Raw genomic sequence first — 17835 nt, forward strand, 5'->3', positions numbered from 1 at the left:
AACCCACTTTGTAGGAGGTCGGCCGTGTCCACTCCCGCCCTGCGCCGCGGTCTGCGCACCCTCGGCACGCTGCTCATCACGCTCTCCGCGATCAGTCCCGCTTCGTCGGTCTTCATCATCGCGCCGGGGGTGATCTCCGGCGCCGGGACGGGCGCCTTCTACAGCTTCGTGGCGGCCGCGGTGGTCGGAGTCTTCATGGCCTTCGTCTACGCCGAACTCGCGTCGGCGTTCCCGCTGGCGGGCGGCGAGTACGCGATCGTCACCCGCACTCTCGGCCGCTTGCCAGGGTTCGCCGTACTGGGTCTCATGATCATCACGCAGGTGCTCATCGTCGCGGTGATCGCGCTCGGCGTCGGCACCTACCTCGGCGTGCTCCTGCCCGGCGTGCCCGGTTCGGTCATCGCCGCCGTGACCTGCGTGGTCGCTGCCGTCGTCGGCGTGTTCGACATCAAGCTCAACGCCTGGGTCACCGGGATCTTCCTGGCGATCGAAATCCTCGCGCTGATCGTGGTCAGCGCGCTCGGACTGCTGAACCCGGCGCGGTCGTTCGCCGATCTGCTGGCGCATCCGGTCGCCTCGGACGGTGGTCCGGCCACCGTCGGTGCCATCGCGATCGCCACGTCGGTCGCGATCTTCGCCTACAACGGCTACGGCTCGGCCGTGTACTTCGGCGAGGAGACGCAGGACGCCTCGCGGGGGATCGCCCGGGCGATCCTGCTCGCGCTGGGCATCACCGTGCTCGCCGAGCTGGTCCCGGTGACCGCGGTCCTGCTCGGCGCGCCCGACCTGAACGCGCTGTTCGCCTCGGGGAACATGCTGTCCTACTTCATCGATTCGAGTGGCGGCGGAACCCTCGACACGGTGATCGGGCTGGCCGTCGCGCTCGCGATCATCAACGCGGTGCTGGCGATCGTGCTGATCAGCTCGCGGATGCTGTTCAGCAGCGGCCGCGACCGCGCGTGGCCCCGGCCGGTCAACCGGGCGCTGGCCGCGGTGCACCCGAGGTTCGGGACGCCGTGGGTTGCCACCGTCGGCACCGGACTGGTCGCCGCGCTGCTCTGCTTCGTCGACCCGAAACTGCTGCTGGTGGTGACGAGCACGTCGATCGTGGCGGTCTACGCGGCGCTCTGTCTCGGCGCGATCGTCGGAAGGCGCACCGGCGCCACCGCGCACGCCGAGTACCGGATGCCGTGGTTCCCGGTCGCGCCGGTGCTGGCACTGGCCGTGCTGGTGTTCGTGGTCTACCAGAACCTGCTCGACCCGGCGGTGGGACGGCCGAGCCTGATCGTCACGGCCTGCGTCGCCCTGCTGTCGATCGCGTACTACGTCCTGGTGCTGCGGCGAAAGGGCGGCTGGAAGCTCGCCGATGTCACCGAGGAGAAGGCCGAGGAGCCCGCCTGATCAGGTGTACTCGGCGATCTCGACGCCGTACGTGCCCGGTTCGAGCGCCTCGAAGATGTGCGGGACGTCGCCGGGGTAGCAGATGTAGTCGCCGGGCAGCAGTTCGACCGGCTCGTCCAGCGGCCCGACCTTGGCGCGGCCCGCGCTGAGGACGATGTGCTCGACGATGCCGCTCATATGCGGATCCGAGAGTCGCGGTTTCCCGGGCTCGGCGCGGATCAGGTACACGTCGCGCCGGGCGCCGGGCGGGCACGAACTGAGCAGCGTGCAGGCGTAGTCGGCGTGTTCGGCGAACACCGTCGGCCCGCTGCCCGAGCGGATGACCTGCACGCGGGGGCGTTCGGGTTCGACCACACGGGAGAACGGGACGTCGAGCGCGACGCACAGCGCCCAGATCGTCTCGACGCTCGGGTTCCCGGTCCCGGACTCCAGCTGCGAGAGTGTGGATTTCGCGATGCCGGCGCGTTTGGCGACCTCGGTGAGGGACAGCCCGGTGCGGGCGCGTTCCCGGCGCAGGGACATGGCGATGACGTCCAGTGGTGCGCCGTCGGACGCGGTCGGGGACATGCGTTCGCTCCATCGGTCGTTGCGTTCGCCTTGACGAACACGGCTGCGTTCGTTCATTGTATGACGCTATGCGTTCGATATGGCGAACAACCACTCGTGTCCTGGGGCGCGATCTTCTCCGTGACATCGGGCTGGTCTGCCTCGCCGACACCATTGTCGGCATCTCCTACGGCGCCATCGCGGTGGGCTCCGGCTTCCCGATCTGGGCACCGATGCTGCTTTCGGTACTGGTCTTCGCGGGTGCCTCGCAGTTCATGTTCGTCGGCATCATCGCCGCCGGCGGCAGCCCGGTCGCGGCCGTCGCGGCGGGACTGCTCGCCAACGCGCGGCATCTCCCCTTCGGCTTCGCGATCGGCGACGTCCTTGGCAAGCGGTGGTCGTCGAGGATCGTCGGCAGCCACCTGATGATCGATGAATCGGTCGCGTTCGCGCTGGCCCAGCGCGACGAGGAGCGGCGCAAGGCGGCGTACTGGGTGTGTGGGATCGGGCTGTTCCTGTGCTGGAACCTCGGCGTCCTGGCCGGGGCCTACGCCGGGACGGCGATCAGTGACACCGACGCGTTCGGGCTCGACGCGGCCTTCCCGGCGGTCCTGCTCGCGCTGGTCCTGCCGTCGCTGCGTGACCGCGCCGCCCGGCTGCCGGTGCTCATCGGCGTCGCCGTCGCGCTGGCCACGACGCCGTTCCTGCCCGCCGGGCTGCCGGTGCTGCTCGCGCTGGTCGGCGTACTGGCCGGGGTGGCGGCCAAGGAACCCGCCGAACGCGAACCCGAGGGAGTGCACTGATGGATCCGCTGGAACTGATCATCGCCGGTGGTGTGCTCGCCGCCGGGACCTTCGCCTTCCGGTTCGCCGGACCGGTGCTGAAGGCGCGGTTCACCGTGTCGCCCAAGGCCGAGAAGCTGATGGCGCGTTCGGCCGTCGTCCTGCTGGCCGCCCTGGTCGCGGTCGCCGCGCTCACCGAAGGACACGAGTTCGCCGGCTACGCCCGGCCCGCCGGGGTGCTGGTCGGCGGCGTGCTCGCCTGGCGCAAGGCGCCGTTCGCGCTGGTCGTCGTCGCGGCGGCCGCGACCGCCGCCCTGCTGAGGCTGGCCGGGGTCCCCTGACCTGGTCCTTCCCCGAGGCGCCTAAGCTAAGGGGAAGGTCTTTCGGGAGGTCGGGTGGCGATCGCGACGGGGGCACGGCCGGTGGTCGGCGTGCTCGCACTGCAGGGCGACGTGCGGGAGCACGCCGCGATGGTGGAACGCGCGGGTGCGCGGGCGCTGCCGGTCCGTCGCGCGAGTGAACTGTCCGAAGTGGACGGTCTGGTGCTGCCGGGCGGCGAGTCGACCACCATGTCGAGGCTGCTGGAGACCTTCGAACTGCTGGAGCCGCTGCGCGAGCGCATCGCGGACGGGATGCCCGCGTTCGGTTCCTGCGCCGGGATGATCCTGCTCGCCCGCCAGGCCCTCGACGGGCGGCCTGACCAGCGGCAACTCGGCGGGCTCGACGTGGTCGTCCGGCGCAACGCGTTCGGGCGGCAGGTGGACTCCTTCGAAGCCGACCTCGACTTCACCGGCATCGAAGGCGGCCCGGTGCACGCTGTGTTCATCCGCGCCCCGTGGGTCGAAAAAGCGGGCGACGGGGTCGAGGTACTCGCCAGTGTCCCCGAAATGCCGGGCTCCGAGGACGCGGCCGCTAGGATCGTCGCGGTCCGGCAGGGGGCGGTACTCGCCACGTCGTTCCACCCCGAACTCACCGGGGACGAACGCGTGCACAGGCTGTTCGTCGACCTCGTGCGGCAGGCTTAAGCAAAACCGACACTGTGCTCAGCGGCGGGCACAGGAGTAGATGGAGGAGAGATGAGCGGCCACTCCAAGTGGGCCACCACGAAGCACAAGAAGGCCAACCTGGACGCGAAGCGCGGCAAGCTCTTCGCCCGGTTGATCAAGAACATCGAGGTGGCGGCCCGGACCGGCGGTGGCGACCCGGACGGCAACCCGACGCTCTACGACGCCATCCAGAAGGCCAAGAAGAACTCGGTCCCGCAGGACAACATCGAGCGCGCCCGCAAACGCGGCGCCGGTGAAGAGGCCGGTGGCGCCGACTGGCAGACCATCACCTACGAAGGCTACGGCCCGAACGGTGTGGCCGTGCTGATCGAATGCCTCACCGACAACAAGAACCGCGCCGCCATGGAGGTGCGGACCGCGCTCACCCGGAACAACGGCTCGCTCGCCGACCCGGGCTCGGTCGCCTACATGTTCAACCGCAAGGGCGTCGTGATCATGCCCAAGGGTGACGCCGGCGAGGACGACGTCCTCATGGCCGTCCTCGACGCGGGCGCCGAAGAGGTCAACGACCTCGACGAGAACTTCGAGATCGTCTCCGAGGCCACCGACCTCGTCCCGGTCCGGAAAGCCTTGCAGGAAGCCGGTTTCGAGTACGAGTCCGCGGATCTCACCTTCCTGCCGTCGGTCAGTGTCCCGCTGGACGTCGAGGGCGCGAAGAAGGTCTTCAAGCTCATCGACGCGCTCGAGGATTGCGACGACGTGCAGAACGTGTACGCGAACTTCGATGTGTCGGACGAGGTCATGGCGGAAGTCGGCTGATCGATTTTCCCGCCATGCCGCGGAAAATCGGTCCCGGGGCTAGGTGCGGGCGCTCGCGTGGGGCACAATGTCGCGCGTGACGACCTCCGAAGCCGACGCCCTCACCGCCGAAGAAACCGAACTCATCCAGTGGATCGAGGCGCAGGCGAAGGCGAGAGGGAACGCGGTCATCGCGGTCGAAGGCGACGAGGAGGAAGCGGCCTTCTGCTTCACCACGTGCGCCTGGGCGCTGCACAACGTCGCGGAAGCGGTCGTGATCGGACTGCCCGGGAACATGGGGCCGGTCCTGCTCGACGCCTACGTGGACCGCGCGGCCGCCGGTGAGATCTTCGAGGTCGGCAAGCAGTACGACGATTTCTTCGAGGGCGCGCCAGTGGTCTTCGAACGGGTCGCGAAGGGGCACTATCCCGAGTACTTCGGGAGCGCGTTCCTGATCTACCCGGACGGGGACTTCCCGGCGCTGCAGCTGATCGTCGCCACACCGGACGGGCACTTCCCGTGGCATCCGGACGCGCCCGAGGGCTTCGCGCGGTATCAGCCGGTGCTGACCGAATCCGGTGACCCGGAGAGCTGGACGCCGGGCGTCGACGGTCCCTGAGGGTTAGCCCAAGTATGTGAAGGCCCCTTTCGTTGCGTTTAGCGCAATGAAGGGGGCCTTCACATACTTGGGCAGGCGTGAAGGTCGAGTCACCTCGGCTGAGCCGCGGAAGAGTACCTTCGCGCGCCGTGTGGAAGGTGGGCGCCCGAGTGTTACCGCGGGGGAGAGGTGTGTGGAAACAGAGACGTTCAACGTCCCTCTTTCCACACACCCCTCACATCTCCGGCGGTCTGGCCGTCGTGACCGGCCGGTGACGCGGGGACTGTGTGGATTTCTGGTCGTCCAACGCCCCAAAATCCACACAGTCGGCGTCCTGAGCGGACGTCCCGCCACTCACGACCAGGGCTTCAGGTCCTCCGCCGCCTCCGGCCACTCAGCGGCCAAAGCCGCCGCGGACCGGAACTCCACGCAGTCGTCCGTATAAGGCGGTACCACCACCGTCCCGACCAGGCTCCACTCACCGGTGCTCACCGACGCCTGCCACACCCCGGCGGGCACCACCACCTGCGGACGCTGACCGGCCGCGACGTCCGGCCCCAGCACCGGCCGCGAGATCCGCCCGTCCGGGAACAACAGCAGCATCCGCACCGGCGCCCCGGCGTGGTGCGCGTAGATCTCCAGCCGGTCCAGCCGGTGGGGCGCCGACGTTTCCGGAGGCGCCAGCAGATAGTAGATCGCCGAAGCGGTCTCGTCGCGCCAACTCTGTGCCCAGCGGCCACCTTCCACGGGCAGCGGCTGGAGACCCAGATGAACGGTGAACTCGTCGAGGCTCGGCATGTCCTCATCTTGCCCGGCGGTGGCTCCGGGTAGCCTCAGCCTCGAACGGATGTTCGCTGGAGCGGCGGAGGGAAACGCGTGCGGGTACTCGGGGTCGACCCCGGTCTGACCAGGTGCGGGCTCGGAGTGGTCGACGGCGGCACGGGCCGCACCGTCCGCGCCGTGGCCGTCGACGTCGTGCGCACCCCGCCGGACGCCGATCTTTCCGTACGCCTGCTGGGGATTTCCGATGCCGTCGAGCGGTGGCTGGATCGCTACAAGCCCGAAGCCGTCGCCGTCGAGCGGGTCTTCGCGCAGCACAACGTGCGCACCGCGATGGGCACCGCGCAGGCGGGCGGTGTCGTCGCGCTCGCCGCGGCCAAGCGCGGGCTGCCGGTCGTGTTTCACACCCCGAGTGAGGTCAAGGCCGCCGTCACGGGCTCCGGCCGAGCGGACAAGGCGCAGGTCACCGGTATGGTCATGCGGCTGCTCGGCCTCGAGGTCAAACCGCATCCGGCGGACGCCGCGGACGCGCTCGCGCTCGCCATCTGCCATCTGTGGCGCGAACCGATGCGGGTCCGGCTCGCCGAAGCCGAGGCCAGGGCCGCCGAGATCGCCAAGAACCACAAGGCCAGGCTCGCCGCCGCGGCCAAACAAGCAAAGACGCAGGGAGCGGCTCGATGATCTCCTCGGTACGCGGTGAAATCCTCTCCATCGGTCTCGACCACGTCGTGATCGAGGTCGGGGGAGTGGGCTTCGCCGTGCAGGCCACCCCCGCCACCCTCGCGACGCTTCGCCGTGGCGAGGAGGCGATGCTGCACACCGCGCTCGTGGTCCGCGAGGATTCCTTGACGCTGTTCGGTTTCGCCGACGCGGACGCCCGCGAACTGTTCGGCCTGCTGCAGACGGTCTCCGGGATCGGTCCGCGGCTCGCGCTCGCGACACTGGCCGTCCTCGATCCCGACAAGCTGCGCTCCGCGCTGGTCGAAGGCAACATCACCGTGCTCACCCAGGTGCCCGGCATCGGCCGCAAGGGCGCCGAGCGGCTCACGCTCGAACTCCGGGACAAGGTCACTGCGCTCGCGGGGCCGACGGACGGCTCCCCGGCGGTCGTCGCGCCCGGCGCACTGCGGGGCGAGGTCGTCGAGGCGCTCGCGGGTCTCGGGTTCCCGGCCAAACAGGCCGAACAGGCCGTCGACAAGGTGCTCGGCGAGGGCGAAGGCCACACGACCTCGTCCGTGCTGCGCGCCGCGTTGGCCACCCTCGGGCGTAAGCGGTAGCCGGCCACATGGACTATGAGGCCGTGACGGAATTCGACGCCGACGACGAAACGCTTTCGGCGCTGCCGCAGACCGGCGAACGCGAGGTCGAGACCACGCTGCGCCCCCGCAAGCTGGACGAGTTCGTCGGCCAGCCACGGGTGCGTGAACAGCTCGAACTCGTCCTGGAAAGCGCGCGACGCCGGGGTGTCCCGCCGGATCACGTCCTGCTCTCCGGTCCTCCGGGGCTGGGCAAGACGAGTATGGCGATGATCGTCGCCGCCGAACTCAACGCCGCCATCCGCATCACCTCCGGACCAGCGTTGGAACGCGCGGGCGACCTGGCCGCGATGCTGTCGAACCTGGCGCCCGGCGACGTCCTGTTCATCGACGAGATCCACCGCATCGCCCGCCCCGCCGAGGAGATGTTGTACCTCGCGATGGAGGACTTCCGCGTCGACGTCGTCGTCGGCAAGGGGCCCGGCGCCACCAGTATCCCGCTGGAGATCGCGCCGTTCACGCTGGTCGGTGCCACGACGCGATCCGGTGCGCTGACCGGTCCGCTGCGTGACCGATTCGGCTTCACCGGCCAGATGGAGTTCTACAGCGACAGCGAACTCGAACTCGTCGTCCGGCGGGCGGCGACGATCCTGGAGATCCCCATCGACCGCGATGGCTGTGCCGAGATCGCGCGCCGATCGAGGGGCACTCCCCGGATCGCGAACAGGTTGCTGCGCCGGGTCCGCGACTACGCCGAGGTCCGCGCGGACGGGAATGCCACGCGCAAGGTCGTGCGCGCCGCGCTGGAGGTCTACGACGTCGACGAACTCGGCCTCGACCGGCTCGACCGCGCGGTGCTGACCGCGCTGGTCCGCTCCTTCGGCGGCGGCCCGGTCGGCGTGTCCACGCTGGCCGTCGCGGTGGGGGAAGAACCGACCACGGTCGAGGAGGTGTGTGAGCCTTACCTGGTCCGCGCCGGTATGCTCGCCCGCACTCCTCGCGGCCGGGTCGCCACAGCGGCCGCGTGGGAACACCTCGGCCTGCCGGTCCCGGCCGGTGCCACACGCGGCGAGCAGGACGGACCGAACCTGTTCGACCAGGACTGACCGGACCGTTCACGCGGTCGGAGGCCCGTGGTGACGACGGGTGGTGGTGGAGTTTCCGCTGGCACCTGGCACACTCGGAGAGAGCACACCCCGCCAAACCGGACAAAACAGCGCACCGCGCGGCGTCCGCTCGAAATGGAGAATCATGAACCAGTTATTGCTGCCGCTGCTCCTGATGCTCGTTGTGGCGATTCCGCTCGTCATGGGCACCCGTAAGCAGAAGAAGGCGGCGGCAGCGCAGCAGGAGCTGCTCTCGAGCCTGGCTCCCGGTGACCGGGTGATGACCACCTCCGGTCTCTACGCGTCTGTCGCCGACGCTTCCGCCGACACCACGATCGACCTCGAGATCGCTCCGGGCGTCGTGACCACCTGGCTGCGCCAGGCCGTCCGCGAGAAGGTCGAGCCGGTCGTCGAGACCGACGAAGACACGATCGACGACGAGGCCGTCGTCGAGGAGCCGGCCATCGAGTCGAAGGACGACGAGCGCGTCGAGGAGAAGTCGGGTGCGCAGGTCGCTCCTCCGCTGGAGCACGGCAAGAAGTAGCGGTTGTAAGGCCATCCCCGACACCAGACTTTCGTAGGTGCGGGGCCAACGCCGGGCTCACGCAGCACCGAGTAGTGTCTCGGTGCTGCGTGCGTGTCCGTCGTCATAGTCGTGCCCGTTCACCGGGCATCGTCATCGAGGCAGGTTCGCGGTACCACCGGACTCCCGTCCGGTAGGTGAACAGCCAAGTCCATTGGGGAACACCCAGTCCGTCCGAGGAGACCGAAGCACAGTGGCCGCACCGGCCGGGCATCTCCGCCCGGGACGCTATCTCGCCTTCTTCGCCCTGATCGTGGTGGCGCTGTACGCCCTGGTGTTCTTCACCGGTAGCGGCAAGCCGACGCCGAAGCTCGGCATCGATCTGCAAGGCGGCACGAGGGTCACCCTTTCCGCCCGAAACCCCGACGGCGGCGACCCCCCGCGAGAGTCCCTCGAACAGGCCCGCTCGATCATCGAGCGCCGGGTCAACGGTATCGGCGTCAGCGGCACCGAGGTCGTCCTCGACGGCAGCAACGTCGTCATCACCGTCCCCGGTGAGCAGGGCGACCAGGCCAAGACCCTGGGCAAGACCGCGAAGCTGGGCTTCCGGAAGGTCGTGACGTCGCAGCCGGTGACCCCGGTCCAGCAGCCGTCGGCCCCGCCCGCCTCGGGCACGCCGTCTTCTGCCCCGCAGACCTCGCCGGGCGCGAGCGCCCCGCCGAGCAGCCCGGCCAACGGTGGCGGTGGAGCCGCCGGTGCGCCGCAGCAGCAAGGCGACTCCGACGAGCAGACCAAGAAGGAGATCGAGGAGGCCCGGAGTCTCCGGCAGAACCCCGATCTGCTTTCGACGGACCAGGCGAAGCAGGCCGCGGCCGCCGAGAAGGCCTTCGCGGCCCTGAACTGTGACCCCAAGGTGTCGGACCCGCTGGTCGGCAACGACCTCACGGACAAGCCGCTCGTCGCCTGCGGTGACAAGAACACCATGAAGTACCTGCTGGAGCCGGAGTTCCTGCCCGGAACCGAGATCTCCGACGCCTCCTCGGGCTACGACACCCAGAATTCCCAGTGGGTCGTCAACCTGAACTTCAAGGGCGAAGGCTCCCGGATCTGGGGCGACTTCACCTCGAAGAACGTCCAGAAGCAGGCCGCGTTCGTCCTCGACACGCAGGTCGTCTCCGCGCCGACCATCCAGTCCGCGATCCTCGGCGGCCAGACCCAGATCACCGGCCGGTTCAGCCAGACCGAGGCGAAGGATCTGGCGGATGTGCTGAAGTACGGTTCGCTGCCGTTGTCGTTCGAGTCCTCGGACGCGACGACGGTGTCCGCGACTCTGGGTCTCGCGTCGCTGCAGGCGGGCCTGATCGCCGGTGGCCTCGGCCTCCTGATCGTCTTCATCTACTGCTTGTTCTATTACCGGCTGCTCGGCGTGCTGACGATCCTGTCGCTGGCCCTGTCGTTCTCGCTGGTCTACGCGGTGCTGGTGCTGCTGGGACGGTGGATCGGGTACACCCTCGACCTCGCCGGCGTGGCGGGCCTGATCATCGCGATCGGTATCACCGCGGATTCGTTCGTCATCTACTTCGAACGGTTGAAGGACGAGATCCGGGAAGGCAGAACGTTCCGCTCCGCGGTACCGCGAGGCTGGTCCCGTGCCCAGCGCACGATTCTCGCGTCGGACGCGGTCAGCTTCCTCGCCGCGGCCATCCTGTACTGGCTGGCCGTCGGTGAGGTCAAGGGCTTCGCGTTCACCCTCGGCATGTCGACGGTCCTCGACCTCGTCGTGGTCTACCTCGTGACCCACCCGCTGGTCTCGATGGTGTCCCGCTCGAAGTCGAAGTTCCTGTCCAACCCCAAGAATCTCGGCCTCGGTGCCGTGCAGCAGGTGGGCTCGGAGCGTAAGGCGGCCCGTCCGGCCGCCGGCCGCCCGAACGTCAAGGAGGCGTGACCGTGGTCGACGACAACACCACCACCGCGGGCAAGCGCGAGAGCATCTTCCGCCGCCTCTACGTGGGCACCGGCGCGTTCGACGTGGTCGGCAAGCGCAAGCGCTGGTACCTCTTCTTCGGCGCACTGGTGCTGGTCTGCATCGCGTCGATGGGGATCAAGGGGTTCAACTTCGGGATCGACTTCGAAGGCGGCACCCAGATCCAGCTGCCCGCCAACGGCAAGAACGGGCAGATCACCGAACAGCAGGCCAAGGACGTCTTCGCCGAGGCGCTCGGCCGTCCGGCCGACGAGGCGCAGAAGGTCGGCAGCGGTGCCTCGTCGACCATCCAGCTCCGTTCGGACACCCTGGACGCCGGCGAGGTCGCCAAGATCAAGGAGGCGCTGTTCCGGGACCTCGGCCCGATCGGGAGCAGCGGCCAGCCGAGTGTCCAGGCCATCAGTGACAGCGCGGTCAGCGCGTCCTGGGGCGGGGAGATCTCTCGGCAGGCGTTGATCGCGCTCGGGGTGTTCCTCCTGGCGGTCACGCTGTTCCTGGCGTTGTACTTCGACACCAGGATGGCCGCCGCGGCGCTGATCTCGCTCCTGCACGACATCGTGGTGACGGCGGGTGTGTATTCGCTGATCGGCTTCGAGGTCACGCCGGCGACGGTGATCGGTCTGCTGACGATCCTCGGGTTCTCGCTGTACGACACGGTGGTGGTGTTCGACAAGGTTCGCGAGAACACGCGCGGCCTGCTCGGGCTCACCCGCCGTACCTTCGGCGAGGCGGCCAACCTGGCGCTGAACCAGACGCTGATGCGGTCGTTCAACACGGCGCTGATCGCGATGCTGCCGATTCTCGGTCTGCTCGTCGTCGGGTACATCCTGCTCGGCTCCGGCACGCTGCAGGATCTGGCGCTGGTGCAGCTCACCGGCACCCTGGTCGGCGTGCTGTCCTCGGTCGCGCTGGCCACCCCGCTGCTGGTGGACCTGAAGATGCGTGATCCGAAGTTCCGCCAGCAGGCGGACCGGGTCGCCGCGCGGCGCGCGAACCAGGCCCGCAAGGCCGCCGAGCGTGACGAGGACTTCGACCCGAACGACGAGGACGCCTTGGCCGCCGAACTCCGCAAGGAGAAGGCGTACGCCGCCGCGGCGAGCGTCCCCGCCCGGAACCAGAAGGCCCACAAGGGCCGTCCGTCGGGCAAGCGCAAGAGGTAACCGGCTTTCCAGCGCTATGAAGGGGCCTTTCATCGCAAAATTTGCGATGNGAACTGGACCGGCGGCACGTTCGCCGACGCGATCATCCTCGCGCGCGCCTGCTTTCATCGCAAAATTTGCGATGAAAGGCCCCTTCATAGCGACCGGTCACGAACACCACGCGAGTTGGAGCAGGAAGTACATGGAGCTGGACAAGGCACTCGACCTCATCGCCGACGTGCCGGACTTCCCGGAACCCGACGTGCTGTTCCGGGACCTGAGCCCGCTGTTCGCCGACGCGGCGGGTTTCAGGGCAGTCACCGACGCGCTGGCCGCCACCGTCGATCCCGAGGTCGATCTGCTGGCCGGTGTGGAAGCGCGCGGATTCCTGCTGGCGGCCGCCGTCGGGTATGCCCGTGGCCTCGGTGTCGCGTTGATCCGCAAGCCGGGCAAGCTGCCCCGCGTCGCGGGCAGGGTCGGTTACACGCTGGAGTACGGCACCGCGACCGTCGAACTGCCCGAAGGCGTCGTCGAGCCCGGCCAGCGTGTCGCGGTCCTCGACGACGTGCTCGCCACCGGTGGCACGGTCGCGGCCACCTGCAAACTGCTGGAGGACGCGAAGGCGCAGGTCACCGGGGTTTCGGTGGTCATGGAACTCGGCGCGCTCGGCGGTCGTTCCGTGCTTGAGGGGCGTCGTGTGGAGGCCCTCCGGGTGTGTTGAGCGGGCGTACCAAGTGAGCCGCGCGGGGGAGCGGTTACCCTTGATGTCCGAAGGCCGCACGAAGCGCAGGAGGTGCGGGTGAGCCAAGAGCTCGATGCCGCGGTGTCCTCGAAGGACGGCACCGAGCAGAACGGTGCGGCGCGACAGGGGGCAGCGCCGACGCCGTCCGCGACGCGCCGCGTGCGCGCCCGCCTCGCCCGCCGGATCACCGCGCAGCGCGCCGCGCCGGTCAAGCAGGTTCTCGAGCCGCTCGCCGTCATTCACCGCGAGTTGCATCCCAACGCGGATCTCGCGCAGCTCCAGCGCGCCTACGACGTCGCCGAGGAACTCCACCGGGAGCAGCGGCGCAAGTCCGGCGACCCGTACATCACGCATCCGCTCGCGGTCGCGACCATCCTCGCCGAACTCGGCATGGACACCACGACGTTGGTCGCGGCGCTGCTGCACGACACCGTCGAGGACACCGGCTACTCACTGGAGAGCCTGAAGGCCGACTTCGGCGAGAAGGTCGGCGAGCTCGTCGACGGCGTCACCAAGCTGGACAAGGTCAAGCTCGGCACGGCCGCCGAGGCCGAGACTATCCGCAAGATGGTCATCGCGATGGCGCGCGACCCGCGCGTGCTGGTCATCAAGCTGGCCGACCGGTTGCACAACATGCGCACGATGCGGTTCCTGCCGCCGGAGAAGCAGGCCCGCAAGGCTCGCGAGACCCTGGAGGTTCTCGCCCCGCTGGCGCACCGGCTCGGCATGGCGACGGTCAAATGGGAGCTGGAGGATCTGGCCTTCGCCATCCTGCAGCCGAAGAAGTACGACGAGATCGTCCGCCTGGTCGCCGATCGCGCGCCTTCGCGCGACACGTACCTGCGGTCGGTGATCACCGAGCTGACCGGCAATCTCGAAGGCTCGCGGATCACCGCCAAGGTCGAGGGCAGGCCGAAGCACTACTACTCGATCCACCAGAAGATGATCGTCCGCGGCCGCGACCTCGACGACATCCACGACCTGGTGGGCGTGCGGATCCTGGTCGAGGACGTCCGCGACTGCTACGCCGCGATGGGTGTCGTCCACGCGCTGTGGCAGCCGGTCCCCGGCCGGTTCAAGGACTACATCGCGCAGCCTCGTTTCGGTGTGTACCAGTCGTTGCACACCACGGTGATCGGGCCGGACGGCAAACCGCTGGAAGTCCAGATCCGGACCTACGAGATGCACCGCACCGCCGAATACGGCATCGCCGCGCACTGGCGGTACAAGGAGACCAAGGGCACCCACAACGGGAACGCCATGGATGTGGACGAGATGGCGTGGATGCGCCAGCTCCTCGACTGGCAGCGTGAAGCGGCGGACCCGGGGGACTTCCTCGAGTCACTGCGCTACGAGCTCGCCTCGCGCGAGATCTTCGTGTTCACGCCCAAGGGTGACGTGATCACGCTGCCGGTCGATTCGACGCCGGTCGACTTCGCCTACGCCGTGCACACCGAGGTCGGGCATCGCTGCATCGGGGCCCGCGTCAACGGCAGGCTCGTCGCGCTCGAGCGCAAGCTGGAGAACGGCGAGGTCATCGAGATCTTCACCTCGAAGGCCGAGACGGCGGGTCCGAGCCGCGATTGGCTGCAGTTCGCCGGCTCGCCCAAGGCCCGCGCGAAGATCCGGCAGTGGTTCGCCAAGGAACGCCGCGACGAGGCGATCGAAGGCGGCAAGGAGGCCATCACCAAGGAGGTCCGCAAGGTCGGCCTCCCGATTCAGCGGCTGGTCTCCGCCGAGTCGATGGGCGCGGTCGCCACCGAGCTGCGGCATCCCGACATCAGTTCGCTGTACGCGGCCGTCGGCGAGGGCCACACCAGCGCGAAGCACGTCGTGCAGCGGCTCGTCGCGCTCATCGGCGGGGTCGACGAGGCGGAGGAGGAGCTCGCCGAGCGCGCGACACCGTCCACGGTCACCCGCCGCCGCGGTTCGAACGACGTCGGTGTCGTGGTGAAGGGCGCCAGCGACATCTGGGCGAAGCTCGCCCGCTGCTGCACGCCGGTGCCCGGTGACGAGATCCTCGGTTTCGTCACCCGCGGCGGCGGTGTCAGCGTGCACCGGACCGACTGCACCAACGCCGACGACCTGCGGGCTCAGCCGGAACGGCTCGTCGAGGTCGAGTGGGCGCCGTCGGCGTCCTCGGTATTCCTTGTCGCGATCCAGGTCGAGGCGCTGGACCGGCACCGCCTGCTCTCGGACGTCACGAAGGTGCTCGCGGACGAGAAGGTCAACATCCTGTCCGCGTCGGTCACGACGTCACGCGACAGGGTGGCGGTCAGCCGGTTCTCGTTCGAGATGGGCGACCCGAAGCACCTCGGACACGTGCTGAAGGTGGTCCGAGGCGTCGAGGGTGTTTACGACGTATATCGGGTCACTTCGGCTTCGTGACCACTGGTGGGTCCCGGCTAAACCCGGACCCCGCCCCACCGCCGCCCTCAACGGACAGGCTTCGCCTGACTGATTGGATTCATGGATGACTGACGGGTTCGAGTTCACTCGCGGCGGCGAGGTCGCGCGGCTGACGTTCACCAGGCCGGAGAAGATGAACGCGATCACCTATGGGATGTGGTCGGCGATCCCGGACGTGGTGGCGCGGGTGGAGGCGGACCCGGCGATCAAGGTCCTCGTGCTGACCGGCGCGGGCGCGCACTTCTCGGCGGGCGCGGACATCAGCGAGTTCCGGGAACTGCGCTCCACCGCCGACGCGGCCGAGACCTACGACAAGGCCGTCGACGGAGCGGTGGCGGCGTTGACGGCGTCGCGGAAGCCGACCGTCGCGATGATCCAGGGCAACTGCATCGGCGGCGGATGCCAGATCTCGGTCGCCTGCGATTTCCGCTTCGCCGCGGAGGGCTCGCGCTTCGGCATCACGCCCGCGAAGCTCGGGATCGTCTACCACTTCGACTCGACCCGGCAGCTGGTCTCGCTGGTCGGTCCCGCGCACGCGAAGTACTTCCTGCTCTCGGGTGAACTCGTCGACGCGCGCCGGGCGCGGGAGATCGGGCTGCTGAACGACGTCTTCCCGGCCGATGAGCTGGAGGCCGCGACCGGGAAGTTCGTCGAGACGCTGGCGTCGCGTTCGCAGGCGTCGGTGCGCGGGATGAACCGGATCATCGAGAAGATCGTGGCGGGACAGCAGGAATCCGATGCCGAGGTCGACGAGATCCGGCTCGGTGCCCTGCACGGCGAGGACTACGCCGAGGGAGTGGCCGCGTTTCTGGCGCGGCGGCCGCCGAAGTTCACCTACCGCTGAGCGATCCGAGCCGCTTCGCCGTGAAGGCCGGCATCGACGCCTTCCACGACTGGCTCGGGCATTNCCCAGACGGTTACAGAAGGCGTGATGCCGTGAAGGCCTCCTTCACTACCTTCAGGGTAGGGAAGGAGGCCTTCACGGACCCGAATCTAGGACAAACTAGATCTCGTCCCAGGGATTGCTTTCGTACGCTTCGGTGAGGATCCGCCCCGTCTCCGGGGCGAACGGAAGCACGACGTCGTCCACCGACGCCACCGGCCACCCGACCGACTCCGAATTGGTCAGGAACATGGCGTCGAACCCCGGCAGATCGGCGGGGCGGACGTCGCGGATCTCCTGGGGGATCCCGTTGCGCTCGAGGCTGCGACGCACGAGTTGCTGGCTGATGCCGTCGAGCACCGGGGCCTGCGGCCAGACCACAGTGCCGCCTTCGAGGAAACCGACGTTCCAGATCGACGCCTCGCTGACCCGGCCCTGGTAGTCGACGAACAGCGCGTCGTCGTATCCCGCCAGCTTCGCCTCGCGCGTGTGGTGGAGCAGTCCGAACGTACCGACGTGTTTGACCTCCGGGAGCACCCGCTCGTAGCGCACGGACCGCAGGCGCAACGGTGTCATCTCGTGCTTTCGGGGCGGCCCGATCCGGACGAGGACATCCGGTGCCGCCGGTGCGCCGGGATCGGACCAATCCAACGCCCGGGAGAAGATCAGCACCCGCACGGACAACGCGTCTTCACCCCGGATGGCCTGCCGTACGTACCCGCGCACCGCCTCGGTGTCGAGGTCGTGGGCGAACATGCGCCGCGTACTTGTAGCGAGACGGCGAAGGTGGACGTCCAGACCGCGGACCTTGCCGCCGCGGACCTGCATCGCGGTGAAGTGGCCATAGCCGAACGCGCCCGCCAGGTCTTCCGACCGGGCGGGCGCGCCGTTGACTTCCAGCTTCACGTCAGGCGTTGACCGTGACGCCGGTGAACTTGACCTCGGTGTTGGGCGGGCCGGTGCCGTCGCCGTTGCCGGCCTGCGCGTTCGCGCCCGCCTTGGCGACCTTGTCGAGCACCTTCAGGCCTTCGTCGGAGATGCTGCCGAAGACCGAGTAGTCCGGGGACAGTTCGGCCTCGCCGTAGACCATGAAGAACTGGCTCCCGCCGGAGTTCGGCTGCTGCGTCTTGGCCATCGCGAGGATGCCGCGGCCGTACTTGATCTCCTGGAACGCTTCGTCCGGCATGGTGTAGCCCGGGCCGCCCATGCCGCTGGCCTGGGGGTCACCGCACTGCAGCATCTGCAGGCCGGTGGTGCCGAGCCGGTGGCACTTGGTGTCGTTGAAGTAGCCCTGCTGGGAAAGGCTGATGAAGCTCTGCACGGCACAGGGGGCGAGCGCCCGGTCGAGCGTCAGCGGGATGTCGCCCGCGGTGCTCTTCAGCACGACGTTCACCGTGCCGTTCGAGGAGACGTCCTTGCCTTCCGGCTTGTTCACCTTCTTCGAAGCGGGCTTGGCGGTGTCGTCCTTGTAGTCGCAGGCCACCGGGTTCGCCAGCGGCGTCGGCCGCTTCGGCATCGGAGCGCGCTCCGTGGGGATGGTGACCTCGGGGGTCGGAGGAGCCGAGCTGGGGGAAGCGTCGGAGGCGGCATCGTCACCACTGTTGCTGCTGACGATCCACCACACCGCGCCCGCCACGATGGCGACGACACCGACGACCGCTACCGAGCCGACGATCCTGCGCCGCTTGGCCTGTTCGGCCCGTCGCACGATCTGTCGCTCGAGCTTGCGCTTCGCGGCTTCGCGGCGCTGCTGGTTGGTCGGCACCCGCCCTCCCGGTTTCCACTCGATGTCACACGTATGAGGTAGCGGGAGTCTATTGGCACAGCCTGTGAGGCCCCCGTACAGGGGCCGCTAGGCTTACTTGATCGTGATCAGGGCCA

General features: G+C 68.6%; 19 protein-coding genes. 15 read left to right on the forward strand and 4 right to left on the reverse strand.

Annotated features, from left to right (window positions below):
• Window positions 1-24 precede the first annotated feature (24 nt).
• Window positions 25-1401, forward strand: coding sequence for an APC family permease (locus LCL61_RS22120; RefSeq protein ID WP_340681459.1), 1377 nt, complete (start codon window positions 25-27; stop codon window positions 1399-1401).
• Here LCL61_RS22120 and LCL61_RS22125 read toward each other — a convergent pair whose 3' ends face one another.
• Window positions 1402-1968: a helix-turn-helix domain-containing protein gene (locus LCL61_RS22125; RefSeq protein ID WP_034308044.1), complete on the reverse strand. Its 567-nt coding sequence runs from the start codon at window positions 1966-1968 to the stop codon at window positions 1402-1404. It lies immediately after the preceding gene.
• 68 nt (window positions 1969-2036) lie between these two features.
• On the opposite strand from LCL61_RS22125, the gene LCL61_RS22130 reads away from it, so the two are divergent.
• The 5 genes from LCL61_RS22130 to LCL61_RS22150 all read left to right on the forward strand — a co-directional run bounded on the left by LCL61_RS22130 (window position 2037) and on the right by LCL61_RS22150 (window position 5153).
• Window positions 2037-2750: an AzlC family ABC transporter permease gene (locus tag LCL61_RS22130; RefSeq protein ID WP_340681460.1), complete on the forward strand. Its 714-nt coding sequence runs from the start codon at window positions 2037-2039 to the stop codon at window positions 2748-2750.
• Window positions 2750-3070, forward strand: coding sequence for an AzlD domain-containing protein (locus LCL61_RS22135; RefSeq protein WP_007034928.1), 321 nt, complete (start codon window positions 2750-2752; stop codon window positions 3068-3070). Before LCL61_RS22130 ends, LCL61_RS22135 begins: the two co-directional genes overlap by 1 nt.
• Before the next feature lie 54 nt (window positions 3071-3124).
• A complete protein-coding gene (gene pdxT / locus LCL61_RS22140; protein WP_038512501.1) occupies window positions 3125-3754 on the forward strand; it encodes a pyridoxal 5'-phosphate synthase glutaminase subunit PdxT in 630 nt (209 codons plus the stop codon).
• A gap of 51 nt (window positions 3755-3805) precedes the next feature.
• The gene (locus LCL61_RS22145) at window positions 3806-4555 is read left to right on the forward strand and encodes a YebC/PmpR family DNA-binding transcriptional regulator (RefSeq protein ID WP_016334762.1); all 750 of its coding nucleotides are present in this window, start codon (window positions 3806-3808) and stop codon (window positions 4553-4555) included.
• A gap of 67 nt (window positions 4556-4622) precedes the next feature.
• The gene (locus LCL61_RS22150) at window positions 4623-5153 is read left to right on the forward strand and encodes a DUF4262 domain-containing protein (protein ID WP_340681461.1); all 531 of its coding nucleotides are present in this window, start codon (window positions 4623-4625) and stop codon (window positions 5151-5153) included.
• Window positions 5154-5486: 333 nt separating this feature from the next.
• Here LCL61_RS22150 and LCL61_RS22155 read toward each other — a convergent pair whose 3' ends face one another.
• Window positions 5487-5930, reverse strand: a complete 444-nt coding sequence (locus LCL61_RS22155; protein ID WP_340681462.1) for a cupin domain-containing protein — start codon at window positions 5928-5930, stop codon at window positions 5487-5489.
• A gap of 78 nt (window positions 5931-6008) precedes the next feature.
• Here LCL61_RS22155 and ruvC point away from each other — a divergent pair, with 78 nt between their 5' ends.
• The 9 genes from ruvC to LCL61_RS22200 all read left to right on the forward strand — a co-directional run bounded on the left by ruvC (window position 6009) and on the right by LCL61_RS22200 (window position 15915).
• Window positions 6009-6593: a crossover junction endodeoxyribonuclease RuvC gene (gene ruvC, locus LCL61_RS22160; protein ID WP_340681463.1), complete on the forward strand. Its 585-nt coding sequence runs from the start codon at window positions 6009-6011 to the stop codon at window positions 6591-6593.
• Window positions 6590-7189, forward strand: coding sequence for a Holliday junction branch migration protein RuvA (gene ruvA / locus LCL61_RS22165; RefSeq protein ID WP_125683140.1), 600 nt, complete (start codon window positions 6590-6592; stop codon window positions 7187-7189). Before ruvC ends, ruvA begins: the two co-directional genes overlap by 4 nt.
• Window positions 7190-7197: 8 nt before the next feature.
• On the forward strand, window positions 7198-8274 hold the full coding sequence (gene ruvB, locus LCL61_RS22170; RefSeq protein WP_340681464.1) for a Holliday junction branch migration DNA helicase RuvB: 1077 nt from the start codon (window positions 7198-7200) through the stop codon (window positions 8272-8274).
• Between the two features lie 145 nt (window positions 8275-8419).
• Complete coding sequence (yajC, locus tag LCL61_RS22175) at window positions 8420-8818, forward strand: preprotein translocase subunit YajC (protein WP_340681465.1); 399 nt, start codon at window positions 8420-8422, stop codon at window positions 8816-8818.
• 232 nt (window positions 8819-9050) lie between these two features.
• Window positions 9051-10742 (forward strand): protein translocase subunit SecD, encoded by a 1692-nt coding sequence (gene secD / locus LCL61_RS22180; protein ID WP_340681466.1) that lies wholly within the window; start codon window positions 9051-9053, stop codon window positions 10740-10742.
• Window positions 10739-11941 carry a protein translocase subunit SecF gene (gene secF / locus LCL61_RS22185; RefSeq protein WP_340681467.1) on the forward strand — a complete coding sequence of 401 codons (1203 nt, stop codon included), beginning with the start codon at window positions 10739-10741 and terminating at the stop codon, window positions 11939-11941. The genes secD and secF overlap by 4 nt, the downstream gene beginning before the upstream one ends.
• A 181-nt stretch (window positions 11942-12122) precedes the next feature.
• Complete coding sequence (locus LCL61_RS22190; protein ID WP_340681468.1) at window positions 12123-12641, forward strand: adenine phosphoribosyltransferase; 519 nt, start codon at window positions 12123-12125, stop codon at window positions 12639-12641.
• A 78-nt stretch (window positions 12642-12719) separates the two neighbouring features.
• The gene (locus tag LCL61_RS22195) at window positions 12720-15050 is read left to right on the forward strand and encodes a RelA/SpoT family protein (protein ID WP_038512526.1); all 2331 of its coding nucleotides are present in this window, start codon (window positions 12720-12722) and stop codon (window positions 15048-15050) included.
• Between the two features lie 85 nt (window positions 15051-15135).
• Entirely contained in the window at window positions 15136-15915 is a 780-nt protein-coding gene (locus LCL61_RS22200; protein WP_340681469.1) for an enoyl-CoA hydratase/isomerase family protein, read from the forward strand.
• Window positions 15916-16074: 159 nt separating this feature from the next.
• Here the strand turns inward: LCL61_RS22200 and LCL61_RS22205 are convergent, their stop codons facing one another.
• Entirely contained in the window at window positions 16075-16860 is a 786-nt protein-coding gene (locus tag LCL61_RS22205) for an aminotransferase class IV family protein (RefSeq protein WP_340681470.1), read from the reverse strand.
• Between the two features lies 1 nt (window position 16861).
• Entirely contained in the window at window positions 16862-17719 is an 858-nt protein-coding gene (locus LCL61_RS22210) for a peptidylprolyl isomerase (protein ID WP_340681471.1), read from the reverse strand.
• Window positions 17720-17835 lie beyond the last annotated feature (116 nt).

Source organism: Amycolatopsis coloradensis, from assembly GCF_037997115.1.
Lineage (GTDB): Bacteria > Actinomycetota > Actinomycetes > Mycobacteriales > Pseudonocardiaceae > Amycolatopsis > Amycolatopsis coloradensis_A.

Coding starts and splice junctions, on each gene's coding strand:
- LCL61_RS22125 (WP_034308044.1), bottom strand. CDS start 1,968: ATGTCCCCGACCGCGTCCGACGGCGCACCACTGGACGTCATCGCCATG.
- LCL61_RS22130 (WP_340681460.1), top strand. CDS start 2,037: ATGCGTTCGATATGGCGAACAACCACTCGTGTCCTGGGGCGCGATCTT.
- LCL61_RS22135 (WP_007034928.1), top strand. CDS start 2,750: ATGGATCCGCTGGAACTGATCATCGCCGGTGGTGTGCTCGCCGCCGGG.
- LCL61_RS22145 (WP_016334762.1), top strand. CDS start 3,806: ATGAGCGGCCACTCCAAGTGGGCCACCACGAAGCACAAGAAGGCCAAC.
- LCL61_RS22150 (WP_340681461.1), top strand. CDS start 4,623: ATGTCGCGCGTGACGACCTCCGAAGCCGACGCCCTCACCGCCGAAGAA.
- LCL61_RS22155 (WP_340681462.1), bottom strand. CDS start 5,930: ATGCCGAGCCTCGACGAGTTCACCGTTCATCTGGGTCTCCAGCCGCTG.
- ruvA (WP_125683140.1), top strand. CDS start 6,590: ATGATCTCCTCGGTACGCGGTGAAATCCTCTCCATCGGTCTCGACCAC.
- ruvB (WP_340681464.1), top strand. CDS start 7,198: ATGGACTATGAGGCCGTGACGGAATTCGACGCCGACGACGAAACGCTT.
- yajC (WP_340681465.1), top strand. CDS start 8,420: ATGAACCAGTTATTGCTGCCGCTGCTCCTGATGCTCGTTGTGGCGATT.
- LCL61_RS22190 (WP_340681468.1), top strand. CDS start 12,123: ATGGAGCTGGACAAGGCACTCGACCTCATCGCCGACGTGCCGGACTTC.
- LCL61_RS22200 (WP_340681469.1), top strand. CDS start 15,136: ATGACTGACGGGTTCGAGTTCACTCGCGGCGGCGAGGTCGCGCGGCTG.